Consider the following 14,850-nt stretch of genomic DNA (forward strand, 5'->3'; position numbering starts at 1 on the left):
CAACAGGAGATACGGGAGCGACTGGAGTAACAGGAGCCACAGGCGCCACGGGAGATACGGGAGCGACCGGAGTAACCGGAGCAACAGGCGCCACGGGAGATACGGGAGCGACTGGAGTAACCGGAGCCACAGGCGCCACGGGAGAAACGGGAGCGACTGGAGCAACAGGAGCCACAGGCGCCACGGGAGAGACGGGAGCGACTGGAGCAACAGGAGCCACAGGCGCCACGGGAGATACGGGAGCGACCGGAGTAACCGGAGCAACAGGCGCCACGGGAGAGACGGGAGCGACTGGAGTAACCGGAGCCACAGGTGCAACGGGAGATACCGGAGCAACCGGAGTAGGGTTAGCAGGTATTTTGGCATTTGACCCAGCAACAGCTCCAACCTATACAGTAGGTCAAGTGGTGACATATGAAGGTGGAACTTATGTCGTAAATACAGCACCACCAACCGGCACACCAGATACGTCTCCAGATTATACGTTATTGGCAGCCGCAGGTGTGACAGGCGCCACGGGAGCAACCGGTGCCACCGGAGATACAGGTCCAACAGGAGCAACCGGAGTCACAGGCGCCACAGGAGTCACAGGAGATACGGGTGCAACAGGGGCTACAGGAACAGGCGCCACGGGAGCAACCGGTGCAACGGGAGCCACAGGAGCAACAGGATCGAGTGCGATTATCCCATTTGCATCAGGTTTACCTGTCGCTTTAACAACCATCGCTGGCGGTTTGGTCGGGACATCTAGCTTGGTAGGATTCGGTAACTCAGCCACTGGTGTCAGTATTGTAGGCGGAATCATTGATTTAACCGGAGCAGCAGGAACATTGTTAAACATGGCATTCTCCGTTCCGAGAGCAGGAACCATTACGTCATTTGCGGGCTATTTTAGTACGACAGCAGCCCTTTCTCTAGTTGGCACAAATATTACTGTGACGGCTAGTCTGTTTGCTTCACCAACACCAGATAACAGCTTCACGCAAGTAGCGAGCGTTACATTGGCACCGGCATTAACCGGTATTTTAACGATAGGGGCTATTACAAACGGTATCGCTACTGGTTTAAGTGTACCAGTCACACCAGAAACAAGATTGCTTGTCGTATTCTCGGCAACAGCTACTGGTCTTTCCTTAGTGAATACTGTAGAAGGCTATGCGAGTGCTGGTTTATCCATCACGTAATAGGCACACAGGGATGACTCAATACTGAGTCATCCTTTTTTTATCTATGTGAATTTTCTCTTAACTTCATGAGAAAAAATGATATGATTTTCTTAGAGTCTATTCGGGTGAATCTACTGAATTAGGGGTTGTGGCGGTGAGGATGGGCAAAAGGAAAGTCACTTTACAAACAAAAATTTTGGGGTTAATTATTGGTCTTTTACTTGTTGTTATTGCCTTATTGACCATTTGTTTTGGTTTTTTGCAGACATCAGAAAGGCAGAGCCAAGCTGAACAGCTGGCGGTGCAAACTGCTAGAACGATATCTTATATGCCGCCCATTAAAACATCGGTGGCCACGGGAGATTCGCAAAATGAAGAACAGGCTGTGCTTGAACAAATGAAGGAGCAAGTAAGAGCACATGCCATTTTTATCACCAATCAAAAAGGAAAGGTTCTTTTTCATACGAATCATGAGGATGTAGGGAAAACCATCAGTGTGTCGGAAGGAAGAAGTACACTGCTATTTGGAGGAACTTCCATATCAATGGGTGATTCTGATGGTGAAACCGTTGTCAGAGGAAGTGCTCCGATCATGAAAGAAACAGGCAGTCATGAAGAAATTATTGGGACAGTCAGTGTCGAATTTTTAAAAAGAGATATCGATCAAGCGACAGCTCATCAACTCTTCAAATTAAGTTATATTGCCCTTCTTGTGCTCTTGCCTGGGGTTTTTGGAGCGATTTTTTTAACAAGGAGTATTCGAAAAGATATATTAGGGCTTGAACCGCATGAAATTGCTTCATTATATCGAGAAAGAGAAGCGATGCTGCATGCGATTAAAGAGGGAATCATTGCATTTGACCGTAAAGGTGCCATTACGATGATGAATACGTCAGCTGAACAGATGCTACGCGTCTCTTCAACGCTGCCTCTTCATATTGATCAAGTGTTGCCAAATGCCAATCTTCTTTCCTATCTAAAGGTAGAGACGATTGAACCTAACATAGAATCAGTCGTCAATGATAAAACCTTCGTGCTAAATGTCAAAAAAGTGGTGCAGGACAATCGAGTATTTGGAGGAATTGTGAGCTTCAGGGAGAAAACCGAGCTGACAAAGCTGCTGGATACATTGACAGAGGTCAGTCAATATTCAGAAGACCTTAGAGCACAAACACACGAATTTTCGAATAAGCTGTACGCTATTTTAGGCTTGCTTGAGTTGAAACAAGTGGATGAAGCCATTGAGTTAATTAAAGAAGAGTATACACTTCAAAATCGCCAGCATGATTTACTCATGAAACAAATTCGCTCTCCGAAGATACAAGCCATTTTACTTGGGAAGTTAGGAAAGGCATCCGAGAAAAAGGTTCATTTTCACATTGATGAAAATAGTTCATTGGAGCCGCTCCCAGCCCATTTAAGTTTATCTCACTTTATTACCATCATTGGCAATCTCGTAGACAATGCGTTTGAGGCTGTATTGAATAAAGAGAAAAGAGAAGTCAGCTTGTTCATCACAGATATTGGATTTGATATTATCATAGAGGTATCTGATTCAGGGGACGGTGTAGATGAAGGAGCCATTTCACAACTTTTCACAAGAGGACATTCATCAAAGGGAGAAGGGCGAGGTTATGGACTTGCCAATGTCAAAGAAGTGCTAGATGAACTTGGGGGCTGGATTGAAGTTGCGAACCAAAAAGAAGGCGGTGCCATCTTCACTGTTTACATACCGAAAGGCACAAAGGGGGAATAGGTTGTGATCAAGGTACTCATTGCGGAGGACGATTTTCGAATCGCTGCGATTCATGAATCTTATATACAAAAGGTACAAGGCTTTCAAATTGCCGGCAAGGCAAAGAGTGCAAAGGATCTGTGGGAGGCACTTCAAAAAGAACAAGCGGATCTCATTTTACTTGATGTCTACATGCCTGATGAGCTCGGCACGAACCTTTTGCCGCTGTTAAGAGAGCGCCATCCTGAAGTGGATGTGATCATTATCACGGCTGCAACGGAAACGATGCTGTTAAGAGACGCACTGCATTATGGAGTGGTTCATTATTTAATCAAACCAGTGACCGCCCAAAAATTCACGCAGGTTTTAACCGAATATAAAGAGAAGAGAGAGTTAATCAATTCAAAAGATGAAGTCAATCAAACGATGATTGATCTGTTTTTTGGTCAAATACAGGAAGAATCGCAACAAAAGGATGAGCGAGACTTGCCAACAGGCATTAATTCATTGACTTTGGACAAAGTGAAAACATTCATGGCAGCAGAGATGAACGGAATTACAGCGGAAGAACTCGGAGAAAAAATGGGCGCATCACGTACAACAGCAAGACGATACGTAGAGTATCTTGTGACAACGGGAGAATGCCGGGCAGAGCTGGCGTATGGAATCATTGGTAGACCAGAACGAAAATATTATCCCGCCAAAAAACAAACGGAGTCATAAAAATGAAAAAAGGAATACTCTTACTCATTTTGGTCTGTCTTTGTACAACGCTCACCTTTAATGAAAAAACAGCAAAAGATTCTTTCCTGGAGCACAGCCCATTATACATTGTGGTATCAGGTGTACCTGACGGCGGATTTGACCAAACGGCTCAAGTGATGAAAACCGTGTTAGAACAAGAAAAGCTAGTGGAAGAGCCTGTGCATATTCTTTATCAAAGAGGCGGAACGGTTGATAAAGGCTGGACCTATATGATGGAGCGAGATGCCAATTATATCAGTTTAAATTCAAGCTTATTATTAAGCCGTAATTTGCTGGGCAGCAGTAACGTGACCATGAATGATGTCACCCCGCTTGCTATTCTTGCGGAAGAGTGGCAGGTAGTCGCAGTGCCAGTTGATTCTCCTTTCTCAAATGGAAAAGAGCTATTACACGCACTAAAAAAGAAACCGGATTCCTTAAAAATTGGGTTTGCCCCGGACTTTGGAAATGATGATCAAATCTCATTCGCACGGGCTGCCGAAATGGCAGGGATAGATCCGTACCGCATTCAGTTTTTAAAATTTGACAGTGCAGATGATTTATTTCAAGCACTCATTGACCATGAGGTAGATGCGGCGACTACGACCATTACAGAGGTTCGCCATGATTATGAAAAGAAAAGATTGAAGCTCGTTGCGACCACAACGAATCAGCGTTTAGAAGGATTCAAAGACGTGCCCACTTGGAAAGAACAAGGGATTCCGCTTATCTTCTCTCATTGGCGTGGTGTGATGGGACCAAAGCAAATGAATCAGCACGACATTCGAGCATGGGATCAGCTTCTTCAAAAAATGACGCAAACGAAGTCATGGAAAAAGCAGTTAAAACAAAAAGGCTGGACAGGCCGTTATATGAATAGTAAAGAAGCAAAGGTCTTTATGGAAGATCAATTAAGGCGATATGAGCAATTTATACAAGGAGAACAAGCGGTCAAATGAGACCGCTTTTTTTCATGTAACCAACAAACAACAACGATTGCACAAAATGAACAAAAAGCATTTATCGACCAAAAAAGAATTAAAATTCATAATATTTACTTCAATTCAGACGTCAGATATCATGACAGAAAGGGTTGGAAATGGGATACCAACATTTAATGAAAGCGTATACAACATAAGGGGTGAACGAAATGTTAGCGATCTTAGGATTTCTTATGATGATTGTATTTATGGTTTTAATTATGACGAAACGTATGTCTGTTCTAACGGCATTGGTATTAACACCGATTGCATTTGCTCTTATTGCGGGTTTTCATTTTACAGAAATTTCAGACATGATTGTCAAAGGTGTACAGCAAGTTGCACCAACGGCGGTCATGATCATGTTTGCCATTTTGTACTTCGGGATTATGATTGATGCAGGTTTATTCGATCCAATGGTGGCGAAAATTTTAAAGATCGTCAAAGGCGATCCATTAAAAATTGTTGTCGGAACAGCCGTCCTGACGATGCTTGTCGCACTTGACGGTGATGGAACCACAACGTACATGATTACAACAACAGCCATGCTTCCACTATTTACACTGCTTGGCATTCGTCCGATTATTTTAGCGGGTATCGCCGGAGTCGGCATGGGGATTATGAATACGATTCCATGGGGAGGGGCAACACCCAGAGCGGCAAGTGCACTTGGCGTTGATCCATCGCTTTTATTTGGCCCGATGATTCCAGTCATTGGTGCAGGGGTTTTGAGCATGATTGTGGTGGCATACTTTCTTGGGAAGTCTGAAAGAAAACGTCTTGGTGTTATTGAGCTCGAACAGCCGATTCATGCAAATGAAATGGCAGCAGCGCTGCAAGATGATATTAAGCGACCGAAACTTTGGTGGTTTAACCTGACACTGACTTTGCTATTGGTTCTCTTGCTTGTGTCTGGAAAAGTCAGCTTAACGGTTCTGTTTGTTCTTGCCTTCTGTGTCGCCATTATCGTGAACTATCCGAATTTAGAACAGCAGCGTGAGCGGATTGCGGCTCATTCCACAAATGTTTTGGCAATTGCTTCGATGATTTTTGCGGCAGGTGTTTTTACAGGCATCTTAACTGGGACGAAAATGGTTGATGAAATGGCGATTTCGATTGTTTCGGCTATTCCAGAGCAGCTTGGCGGGTTTATTCCAGTCATTGTCGCGCTAACAAGCGGGATCTTCACTTTCTTTATGCCGAATGATGCATACTTTTATGGGGTACTGCCGATCCTATCAGAAACAGCGGCAGCATACGGTGTCGATAAAATTGAGATTGCGAGAGCATCTATCATTGGTCAGCCGATTCATATGTTAAGCCCACTTGTTCCATCGACTCATTTACTTGTGGGACTCGTTGGGGTCTCACTAGATCAGCATCAGAAATTTGGCATGAAATGGGCGGTTCTTGCAGTCGTCGCCATGACAGTGATGGCGGTTCTCATTGGGGCCATTTCGATCTGGTAATGAGAAGAGTGTCTGCTGCTCATGCAGGCGCTCTTTTTTAGGTCCTATTGCAGGGCAAGCTCCATTCATTTGCCCTATATAAAGACATGCATGATTCCTCCAAAAGATATATTTTTGAAAAATGCTGACACTTTTGCTGTTTTTTTCTTTATAATGCAAATCAACGAAGGGAGAGGATAGCATGTCCAAACAGAAAAGTACCATTCTTTTTGCTGCTGTATGCCTCATGGCAGGAAGTTTGTCGATGGTGACCCCAGCTTCAGCGAATGCTGAGACCCCTTATTATGGAAAAAGCTATGAGCAGCCAGCCTCGGTTCAAAAACTGTATCCTGAGCCTGACGAAACGTTTGATACCCCTGCCTTTCAGAAAAAAGGAGAAGCATTTACCACACAAGAAGAGCTTCAAGATTTTTTACGTGACATTGTCAGTAAAAGTCCTTACGCCACGCAAAAACAGATTGGAACATCCATTGAAGGCAGATCCATTCCAGCCCTCTATTTTACAAAGGATCGCCACATCTCTCCACTGTCAAAAAAGCCAACGATCTGGCTTCAAGCACAAATACACGGAAATGAACCAGCCTCCGGTGAATCTGCCCTTGTCATCGCCAAACGACTAGCAGGTGATGACGGAGAGCGTATACTGAGCCATGTCAACGTCATCATTGTTCCAAGAATCAATCCAGATGGTTCTTATGCATTTGACCGCAGGCTTGCAAACGGAATGGATGGCAACCGTGACCACATGACACTAGAGTCTCCAGAGCTGACAGCCCTTCATCAAGAATTTAATCGCTTTGCACCCGAGGTCGTCATCGATGCCCATGAATATGATGTTGGTCAAAAGCAGTTTGAAGACATCGGTGCATCAGGTGCACTCAAGTATCACGATTTGCTGATATTATCCAGTAAGAATTTGAACATTCCTGAAAGTATTCGTTTCACGTCAAATGAATTGTACGTCAACGGAGTGCGTGAAACATTGACGAATAAGGGGTTTTCCAACGATTTATATTATACAAACACAAGAGGGAAGGACGGAAAAATCGATCTTTATGAAGGCGGAACTGATGCACGAATTGGCCGAAATGCCCTAGCGCTTTCACCAGCTTTATCCTTTCTTGTAGAAAGTAGGGGGATTGGAATTGGCAGAGAGGACTTTACCCGGCGCGTGGCAGCACAAGTCACCACTCATGAAAAAATCATTGAGACAACAGTGAAGCATGCTAAGCAGGTGAAGCAGCAAATGGTGACGGAGCGGCTGAAACTTGTGAAAAAAGGTCTTCAATCAAACGATGATGATCAAGTGGTCATTCAAGATGCTTTCAAGGCGCCTGTGAACGATTCACTTGAAATGGTGGATATTGAGAAAGGACAAACCACCAATGTCCCGGTACGTTTTCATAGTGCAAGTGATGCGGTTCCTGTATTGACAAGAGAACGGCCGACAGCTTATCTTATTCTCCCAGGACATGAAGGAGTAGATAGAAAGCTCAGAACTTTAGGGTTAAAAAGTGTGACACTTCCTGTTGGCATGAAAGTACCTGTACAAGCCTATCAGGTAACAAAACGAGTGGAAACAAGCAAAACAGATATTCAGCTTGAAACGAGACTCGTTGAAAAGAAACGTCAACTGCCAAAAGGAACAAAGGTATATGTGACGGCACAGCCAGAGACCAATTTGTTGTCACTTGCCCTTGAACCAGAATCAAAAGACAGTTATATGTCATCAGGTTTTATTGCATCAAAAGTAGGCGATGAACTACCAGTTTACCGATTCTTGTTATCTCAAAAGACGTTAGGTATGAAATAAAAAGGACTAAAATCAAGTTCATTTTAGTCCTTTGTCAATCATCTAGAAGCGGCACAGTGCGTGCCGCTTTTTCTATTTTCGTCCAGCTCTGATCTCATCGGTCATGCCTTCATACGGTGCTTCTGCGATAATCGTTTCATCGTTTACCCCAGCATGGTGGATGTACGTAATGTCTGCGAATTCTGGTACGACATACTTCGGATAGGTTTCATATTTTTCACGGGATTCTTTCATGAGGTCGATATAGTCATTTTGATAGCAAACGGTGATATCTGGACGTTCATGCACCCATTTTGGGAAGAAAATGACCCCATGCATGCGTTTCTCCTCAGGCATAAAGTTTAAAGACACGTCTGTCCCAGTCGGTTCCGTCCAGGAAACTTTGTATACCCCTTTTGTCAGCTTCACAATATTCACTTCTTGATCACGAACCCAGCGGCCTCCAACCATTCCGCTATGAATGCGGTAATCAATGGTGTGATCATTTTTAATGTAAATCTCATATTCCCAGCCATTTTCATACGTATAAATCATATGAAGTCCAACGAATTGATCCATGTTTATTCCTTCTTTCAATTAAAATGATGTTGTTTCAAACATGTCATGATTTACATGTTTATTTTAGGGTGTATGGTATACTATTGTCAAAGAATATGCGTTGGAGGCATGTCATGAGAGTACTGAAATATGCCATTCTTGGCTTACTAGATCAGCGTGAGCTGACGGGATACGATATGAAGAAACACTTTGAAGATTCCCTTGGACAGTTTTGGAGTGCGAAGCATAGTCAAATATACCCTGAATTAAAGCGGCTAACAGAAGAGGGTTTTATTGAATTTGATATTCACATACAAGGAAAAAAGCTAGAGAAGAAGGTCTATCAAATCACTGATGCAGGAAAAAGAGAACTGCATGAATGGTTAAGGAAAAAAGGCCCGATTCCAGACACAACAAAAGATGAATTTATGTTAAAAACGTTCTTTATCTCATCTATGGATCAAAAAGAAGCGGTCGGTCTCTTCTCACATCAGCTGCAGGAGCGAACAAAGAAAGTGGAGATGCTTGAACAGAAACTGAACATTTTAACAGAAGAAGATCCATCTGCCCAATCACTGCATTCAACACAATTCGGGCATTATTTAGTACTGACAAGAGCAATCGAAAGGGAAAAAGGGTATGTTCGCTGGCTCCAAAAGACCCTTGAAGTCATTGATTCATCCATTGTCTAAGGACAATCGTCGCACGATATGATAAAAAATGGTTTGAAACAAGTGAATTTATTAATAGAAACCGCTACAATGGATATATTCGTATTAAAGTGAGGCGAGTATGTTTGAGTAACCAAGAAGCGTTGTGGAATGAAGCAGAAGCTTTTATTTCTGTATGCTATGAAGAATTAGGCAAGTCAAATGAAGAAAAAGCAGCACGTCTGCATGAAATAAAACAAGAAATTGAGTCTGACGGCATGTATACTCATACGCAGGAAGAATTAGCTCACGGGGCAAAAATGGCATGGCGCAACAGCAACCGGTGCATTGGGCGCTTGTTTTGGTCAACACTGCATGTGCATGACTGCCGGCACGTGACAACAGAAGATGAGGTGAAAGAGGCACTCTTTCATCATATTGAGTATGCGACAAATGGCGGTAAAATCAAACCGTCCATTACCATCTTCCCACCAGAGAATAAGGGACGGAAGGAAGTCGTTATTTATAATCATCAGCTCGTTCGTTATGCGGGATATGAGTCGGAATATGGCATCATTGGGGACGAGGCATCACTTGAATTAACCAAGTTGTGTGAAGCGCATGGCTGGAAAGGCGAAGGCACGCATTTTGACCTTCTGCCACTGATGTTTCAGCTAAAAGATCAGCCGCCGGTTCTGTATGATCTTCCGAAAGAGATTGTTCAAGAGGTAGAGATCACTCATCCTGAATATGATGGATTCGGTGATTTAGGACTGAAATGGTATGCTGTTCCGATTATTGCTGATATGAAATTAGAAATTGGTGGCATTCATTACAATGCGGCACCGTTTAATGGATGGTATATGGGAACAGAAATTGGCGCACGTAATCTAGCTGACGAAAACCGCTACAATATGTTGAAAAAAGTCGCTTCTATTTTAGGGCTCGATACAACAAAAAATTCGTCACTTTGGAAAGACAAAGCCATTGTCGAATTGAATGTCGCGGTTCTGCACTCTTATCGCGAGGCAGGGGTAACCATTGTGGATCACCATACAGCAGCCCATCAATTCAAGCAGTTTGAAAAACAGGAAGAAAAGGCTGATCGTAAGCTGACTGGTGATTGGACATGGCTGATTCCGCCAGTATCACCAGCTGCTACGCATATCTTCCATCGTCACTATGACAATACGATCGTGAAACCGAATTATTTTTATCAGGAAAAACCCTACCACGGGACGGAAAGAGCCTAGCGAAAAGCTAGGTTTTTTTGTATGAAATGAGTCTTTTGAATGTTGTTTAATTTGGAAAATGATGGTTTAATGGCGGTGAAATCAAAAAGGGGGAATAGAGATGAAAAAAATGACGTTGCTCATATTTTTGGCTGTATTCAGTTTCAACGGATTTCTACCGCTAGGTGATGAAAGAGCTAAAGCAACGACTGGAGCAATGGTTCAGAATGTCATCGATTTAAAGGTGACAACCGATCGTTCAACTTATACTTCGCTTCATCCTCAGGTCAACGTCAACATGACAGCAACAACAAATGAAACACTTTATTATACAGCTACTGTTCGAAAACTTACTTTCCCAGTGACACCAGTCTTTACACACGAAGGGTCTATCTCTGGACAAAACGCTTTCGCAGCACCTACTCGTTTATTACTTCCTAACAGTGGATCAGCCAACTATGATGTTCATGTGAGTCTCTACAAAGATGCTTCACGTACAACCTTGATTGGTTATGATGTTGCAAACCCATTTACTGTTGTGAAATAAAGGATACACATCAACTATCCTTTAATCCGAAAGTCTTGATAATGGGCGAACTTGGTGAGCGGCTCCATGTCCAAATGTGTGACTTTTGAAAAAGGACTGCCTTTACGGACGGTGTCTAAAAAGTCAAAAACTTCCTGCTGCTCTCCTTCTACTTTTAACTCCACGTGACCCTCATCTGTGTTGCGTACCCAGCCTTTTATCCCTCGATTGAAGGCTTCTCCTTGAACAAAATAACGAAAACCGACTCCTTGAACTCGTCCTTTTACAATAGCGTGATAATGAACCAATGTCATCTCTCCTTTTTTCTCATCGTACCATAACCTGCCTCGTTCCTTCACGTACCGACTATGATTTGACTGTCAAACCATGTAAAATAAAAGCAATCAGACAATCAAAGGAGATGGCGAGAGTGGGGCAGACAAGGTACGACATCGAAGGAATTCAAGTAGGACAACCTATCACCACCTATGTGAATGGTAAAGAAATCAAAACAGCCATCAACAAAAAGCGTATTCACGAGCCTGTTTATTTGAGTAAGCTCAATTTTGATGGAGATGGACAAGGTGATTTGGTCCATCACGGAGGTGATGATAAAGCCGTTTGCGTCTTTCCATATGATCACTATACTTATTTTGAGCAATTTTTAGGGGTGCCGTTACAGGAGGCAGCCTTCGGTGAGAACGTGACCGTGCATCAGCTTGTAGAGACAGAAGTCCGTATTGGAGATGTATTTCAGTTTGGGGAAGCGATTGTTGAGGTCAGCCAGCCAAGACAGCCATGTGTGAAGCTCTCTCTTAAGCATGGAAACATGAAGCTTGTGAAGGAAGTGCAGCAAACGGGATATACCGGTTTTTATTTGCGTGTGCTGAAAGAAGGAATGGTCTCTCCTGATGAAGCTCTTGTGTTAGTCGAAAAAGCGCCCCATCCCATCACAGTCCACGAAGTCAATGAAGTCAAATACCGTCAAGTAGATCAAAACAGGCTGAAAGCAGTTCTTGAAGTAGATGCCTTAGCAGATGTGGTCAGAAAATCTTTAGAAAAACGTGTTCAGCCCATATAAAAAAGCCGTACATCTGATATGGATGTACGGCTTTTCAACATTTAAGAGCTCGTTTTCTTTTGCTCAAGAAGATTTGCAAGGAAATAAGTTTTAAAGCTTTGAAGCTTTCTTCCTTCATGCTTGGTCACACCAAGCTTCTTTAATTCTTCGACATACCAGCCTTTGCTACCATAATGCATGATAGAAAACTCCTTTCAATGGAAACTGCCTGCATTGTAACATCTCAAAAAAGGACGTGAAAAGTGTGCAGGTGTTTAGAAATGAAAACTGATTCTATCTGCCTATGATCCATGTATATGCTGGAAATAATCATTTATGAATTTGGCGGGTTGAGGGTAACGATGATCATGCCGACTGTCATAATCATGATGACAATCCCGAGGTAGGTCATCATGGATTGTTTTTTCTTAATACCTACAACCGTTAAAATAATACTTTCAATAAAGAAGATAACACCGATGATGATGAACCACATATCAAATAAGACCCCTTTCGCATATCTTTGCCTATTTTACCACAGGCATTTTTGTTTAGTCGTGACAGATTCGTGAAAGGGTTTGTCTACACGCTGAAACCCCCTCCAGTGAAGGAGGGGACCCGCTTACTTACAGCTTTGTTAAAATAATCGGTTCGTCTTTTGTGATCACAATCGTATGTTCAATCTGTGCGACCAGGCTCTTATCAGGTGTTTTAAATGTCCAGCCGTCATCCGCTTGATATATCGATTCAGCATTTGTTGAAATAAAAGGTTCAAAGGCGATGACTGTCCCATTCTTAAACAAAGCATTATCGAATGGATCATAATAGTTCAAAATATGGTTAGGTGCTTCATGCAGGCTTTTCCCAATGCCGTGTCCTGTCAGGTTTTTAATGACGGTAAATCCTTGTTCTTTGGCTGTATTGTAGACTGCACGGCCAATTTGATTTTGTCTTTTTCCGGCTTTCGCGTGCTTTAATCCTTCAAGGAATGCATCCTCTGCACACTGGCATAATGCTTCAAGACGAGCATCTCCTGTACCTAAAACGAATGAAATCCCAGTATCGGAATAATATCCATCAAGCTCTGCTGAGATATCAATATTAATAAGGTCGCCCTCTTGTAAAATGGTTTTTTCACTTGGAATGCCATGTGCGACTTCATCATTGACACTGATGCAAGTCGTACCGGGGAAATCATATTCTTTTTCAGGAGCTGAATTGGCTCCATGCTCTTCTAATATTTTTTTCCCAATCAAATCTAATTCTTTTGTAGACATGCCTGGTTTCGCTTGGCTTTTCATTTCTTCTCTTGCCAAAGCGACAATTCGGCCGACTTTTTTTAAGGCTTCTAACTCATGATCATGTTTGACAATCACTGTTCATTCCCGCTTTCTATAACTTCATTCTATTCAATAGCTTACCACATTTTACGCCAAAAGAGTAAAGGCTGAGATTTGGGTGAGATGTGGACAAATTGGTATAGATAACTAGATGTGCATATGATATATTTTTTATGAACATCATGAGAGATTTGTTCATGATGATGACGAAGGGGGGAGAAATAAGATGGTGTTTCAGTTTTTTCAAAAGTTAGGAAAATCATTTATGCTTCCAATCGCTGTGCTTCCTGCAGCGGGTATCATTTTGGCTATTGGGCGGGAAGATGTATTCAACATCCCGTTTATTCATGCGGCAGGAAATGCAATTTTTGCGAATTTGGCTTTAATTTTTGCTATGGGTGTAGCGATTGGTATTTCAAAGGATGGTAACGGAGCAGCGGCGTTATCTGGAGCGATCTCTTATTTTATTTTGTCAGCTGGTACCACATCGATCAATTCGACCAACAATATGGGGGTATTGGGTGGTATTTTGTGCGGACTTTTGGCAGGTTACGTTTACAATAAATTTAAGGACACGAAACTGCCTGAATACTTAGGTTTCTTTAGTGGAAGACGGCTTGTGCCTATTATGACAGCACTTTTTACCATTCTATTAGCAGCCGTTTTTGGATATGTATGGCCTCCAATTCAAAGTGTGATCAATGATTTAGGGGAGTGGATTTTAAGTCTTGGAGCAACGGGTGCCGGGCTGTTTGGCTTCTTTAACCGCTTGCTCATTCCATTAGGACTTCACCATGTGCTGAATAATCTATTTTGGTTTCAATTCGGTGAATTCAGCGGAGCGACAGGTGATTTAGCGCGGTTCTTCAAAGGCGATCCAAGTGCAGGTGTCTTTATGACTGGTTTCTTCCCAGTGATGATGTTTGGGCTGCCGGCGGCATGTCTCGCGATGATTGTGACAGCAAAGCCTGAAAAACGAAAAGCAACAGCCGGTCTTATGATTGGAATGGCACTGACGTCATTTATTACAGGGATCACAGAACCAATTGAATTCTCATTTATGTTTTTATCTCCACTTTTATATGGTGTTCATGCGATATTAACGGGTCTTTCGCTCTTTATTGTCAACACCTTAGGCATTCATAGCGGTTTCGCTTTTTCAGCCGGTGCGATTGATTACGTTTTAAGTTTTGGAATTGCGCAAAAACCAATTCTGTTACTTGTGGTTGGGGTCATCTATGGCGTGATTTACTTTGTTGTTTTCTATTTCCTGATTAAATTGTTAAAGCTAAAAACACCGGGCAGGGAAGATGATGACATCGAAGATATCCCAGGGGATGATACACATACTGCCGGAGCAAGTATGCTCGTAGAGGGACTAGGCGGCAAAGGCAATATCACCACAATTGACCATTGTGCGACCCGTCTTCGTTTAACAGTAGAAGATACAGATTTATTAAATGAAGGTACATTGAAAAAAGCAGGTGCCAAAGGGGTACTGACGTCAGGAAAAACTTCTGTACAAATCATCATTGGAACAAATGTCGAATTTGTCGCCGATGATCTTCGCAAGGAAGTCGCTCGGGACTAAAAAAAGC

Annotated in this window: 16 protein-coding genes; 11 read left to right on the forward strand and 5 right to left on the reverse strand. The window is 42.8% G+C overall.

The window, feature by feature from the left end; translation table 11 throughout:
* From BA79_RS14930 to BA79_RS14955, 6 genes are all read left to right on the forward strand, one after another.
* Nucleotides 1–1,184: exosporium glycoprotein BclB-related protein (locus BA79_RS14930; RefSeq protein ID WP_035703636.1), on the forward strand; the 1,184-nt coding region annotated here is incomplete at its 5' end.
* Between the two features lie 142 nt (nt 1,185–1,326).
* A complete protein-coding gene (locus tag BA79_RS14935; protein WP_035703638.1) occupies nt 1,327–2,922 on the forward strand; it encodes a sensor histidine kinase in 1,596 nt (531 codons plus the stop codon).
* Between the two features lie 3 nt (nt 2,923–2,925).
* Nucleotides 2,926–3,624, forward strand: coding sequence for a response regulator (locus tag BA79_RS14940; RefSeq protein WP_035703640.1), 699 nt, complete (start codon nt 2,926–2,928; stop codon nt 3,622–3,624).
* A 2-nt stretch (nt 3,625–3,626) separates the two neighbouring features.
* Nucleotides 3,627–4,604, forward strand: a complete 978-nt coding sequence (locus BA79_RS14945; RefSeq protein ID WP_017358771.1) for a tripartite tricarboxylate transporter substrate-binding protein — start codon at nt 3,627–3,629, stop codon at nt 4,602–4,604.
* 191 nt (nt 4,605–4,795) lie between these two features.
* A complete protein-coding gene (gene citM / locus BA79_RS14950; RefSeq protein ID WP_008341779.1) occupies nt 4,796–6,094 on the forward strand; it encodes an Mg(2+)/citrate complex secondary transporter CitM in 1,299 nt (432 codons plus the stop codon).
* 181 nt (nt 6,095–6,275) lie between these two features.
* Nucleotides 6,276–7,907: a M14 family metallopeptidase gene (locus tag BA79_RS14955; protein ID WP_035703645.1), complete on the forward strand. Its 1,632-nt coding sequence runs from the start codon at nt 6,276–6,278 to the stop codon at nt 7,905–7,907.
* A gap of 72 nt (nt 7,908–7,979) precedes the next feature.
* Here BA79_RS14955 and BA79_RS14960 read toward each other — a convergent pair whose 3' ends face one another.
* Nucleotides 7,980–8,465, reverse strand: a complete 486-nt coding sequence (locus BA79_RS14960) for a phenolic acid decarboxylase (protein WP_008341777.1) — start codon at nt 8,463–8,465, stop codon at nt 7,980–7,982.
* A gap of 113 nt (nt 8,466–8,578) precedes the next feature.
* Here BA79_RS14960 and BA79_RS14965 point away from each other — a divergent pair, with 113 nt between their 5' ends.
* The 3 genes from BA79_RS14965 (at nt 8,579) to BA79_RS14975 (ending at nt 10,873) form a co-directional block, all read left to right on the forward strand.
* On the forward strand, nt 8,579–9,136 hold the full coding sequence (locus tag BA79_RS14965; protein WP_019743519.1) for a PadR family transcriptional regulator: 558 nt from the start codon (nt 8,579–8,581) through the stop codon (nt 9,134–9,136).
* 104 nt (nt 9,137–9,240) lie between these two features.
* Nucleotides 9,241–10,347: a nitric oxide synthase oxygenase gene (locus BA79_RS14970; RefSeq protein WP_007496564.1), complete on the forward strand. Its 1,107-nt coding sequence runs from the start codon at nt 9,241–9,243 to the stop codon at nt 10,345–10,347.
* A gap of 100 nt (nt 10,348–10,447) precedes the next feature.
* A complete protein-coding gene (locus BA79_RS14975; protein ID WP_035703650.1) occupies nt 10,448–10,873 on the forward strand; it encodes a hypothetical protein in 426 nt (141 codons plus the stop codon).
* Between the two features lie 14 nt (nt 10,874–10,887).
* Here BA79_RS14975 and BA79_RS14980 read toward each other — a convergent pair whose 3' ends face one another.
* Nucleotides 10,888–11,160 (reverse strand): acylphosphatase, encoded by a 273-nt coding sequence (locus tag BA79_RS14980; RefSeq protein ID WP_035703651.1) that lies wholly within the window; start codon nt 11,158–11,160, stop codon nt 10,888–10,890.
* Nucleotides 11,161–11,282: 122 nt separating this feature from the next.
* Here BA79_RS14980 and BA79_RS14985 point away from each other — a divergent pair, with 122 nt between their 5' ends.
* Nucleotides 11,283–11,933, forward strand: a complete 651-nt coding sequence (locus BA79_RS14985) for an MOSC domain-containing protein (protein WP_035703652.1) — start codon at nt 11,283–11,285, stop codon at nt 11,931–11,933.
* Between the two features lie 41 nt (nt 11,934–11,974).
* Here the strand turns inward: BA79_RS14985 and BA79_RS19215 are convergent, their stop codons facing one another.
* The 3 genes from BA79_RS19215 to map all read right to left on the reverse strand — a co-directional run bounded on the left by BA79_RS19215 (nt 11,975) and on the right by map (nt 13,288).
* Complete coding sequence (locus BA79_RS19215) at nt 11,975–12,112, reverse strand: YflJ family protein (protein ID WP_008341771.1); 138 nt, start codon at nt 12,110–12,112, stop codon at nt 11,975–11,977.
* Nucleotides 12,113–12,246: 134 nt separating this feature from the next.
* The gene (locus BA79_RS19625; RefSeq protein ID WP_008341770.1) at nt 12,247–12,408 is read right to left on the reverse strand and encodes a hypothetical protein; all 162 of its coding nucleotides are present in this window, start codon (nt 12,406–12,408) and stop codon (nt 12,247–12,249) included.
* A 130-nt stretch (nt 12,409–12,538) separates the two neighbouring features.
* The gene (gene map, locus BA79_RS14990) at nt 12,539–13,288 is read right to left on the reverse strand and encodes a type I methionyl aminopeptidase (protein ID WP_008341769.1); all 750 of its coding nucleotides are present in this window, start codon (nt 13,286–13,288) and stop codon (nt 12,539–12,541) included.
* Between the two features lie 190 nt (nt 13,289–13,478).
* On the opposite strand from map, the gene nagE reads away from it, so the two are divergent.
* Complete coding sequence (nagE, locus tag BA79_RS14995; RefSeq protein WP_035703655.1) at nt 13,479–14,843, forward strand: N-acetylglucosamine-specific PTS transporter subunit IIBC; 1,365 nt, start codon at nt 13,479–13,481, stop codon at nt 14,841–14,843.
* Nucleotides 14,844–14,850: the final 7 nt, after the last annotated feature.

Source organism: Bacillus altitudinis 41KF2b, from assembly GCF_000691145.1.
GTDB lineage: Bacteria > Bacillota > Bacilli > Bacillales > Bacillaceae > Bacillus > Bacillus altitudinis.

Coding starts and splice junctions, on each gene's coding strand:
- BA79_RS14975 (WP_035703650.1), top strand. CDS start 10,448: ATGAAAAAAATGACGTTGCTCATATTTTTGGCTGTATTCAGTTTCAAC.
- BA79_RS14955 (WP_035703645.1), top strand. CDS start 6,276: ATGTCCAAACAGAAAAGTACCATTCTTTTTGCTGCTGTATGCCTCATG.
- BA79_RS14935 (WP_035703638.1), top strand. CDS start 1,327: ATGGGCAAAAGGAAAGTCACTTTACAAACAAAAATTTTGGGGTTAATT.
- BA79_RS14945 (WP_017358771.1), top strand. CDS start 3,627: ATGAAAAAAGGAATACTCTTACTCATTTTGGTCTGTCTTTGTACAACG.
- citM (WP_008341779.1), top strand. CDS start 4,796: ATGTTAGCGATCTTAGGATTTCTTATGATGATTGTATTTATGGTTTTA.
- BA79_RS14965 (WP_019743519.1), top strand. CDS start 8,579: ATGAGAGTACTGAAATATGCCATTCTTGGCTTACTAGATCAGCGTGAG.
- nagE (WP_035703655.1), top strand. CDS start 13,479: ATGGTGTTTCAGTTTTTTCAAAAGTTAGGAAAATCATTTATGCTTCCA.
- BA79_RS19625 (WP_008341770.1), bottom strand. CDS start 12,408: ATGTGGTTCATCATCATCGGTGTTATCTTCTTTATTGAAAGTATTATT.
- BA79_RS19215 (WP_008341771.1), bottom strand. CDS start 12,112: ATGCATTATGGTAGCAAAGGCTGGTATGTCGAAGAATTAAAGAAGCTT.
- BA79_RS14960 (WP_008341777.1), bottom strand. CDS start 8,465: ATGGATCAATTCGTTGGACTTCATATGATTTATACGTATGAAAATGGC.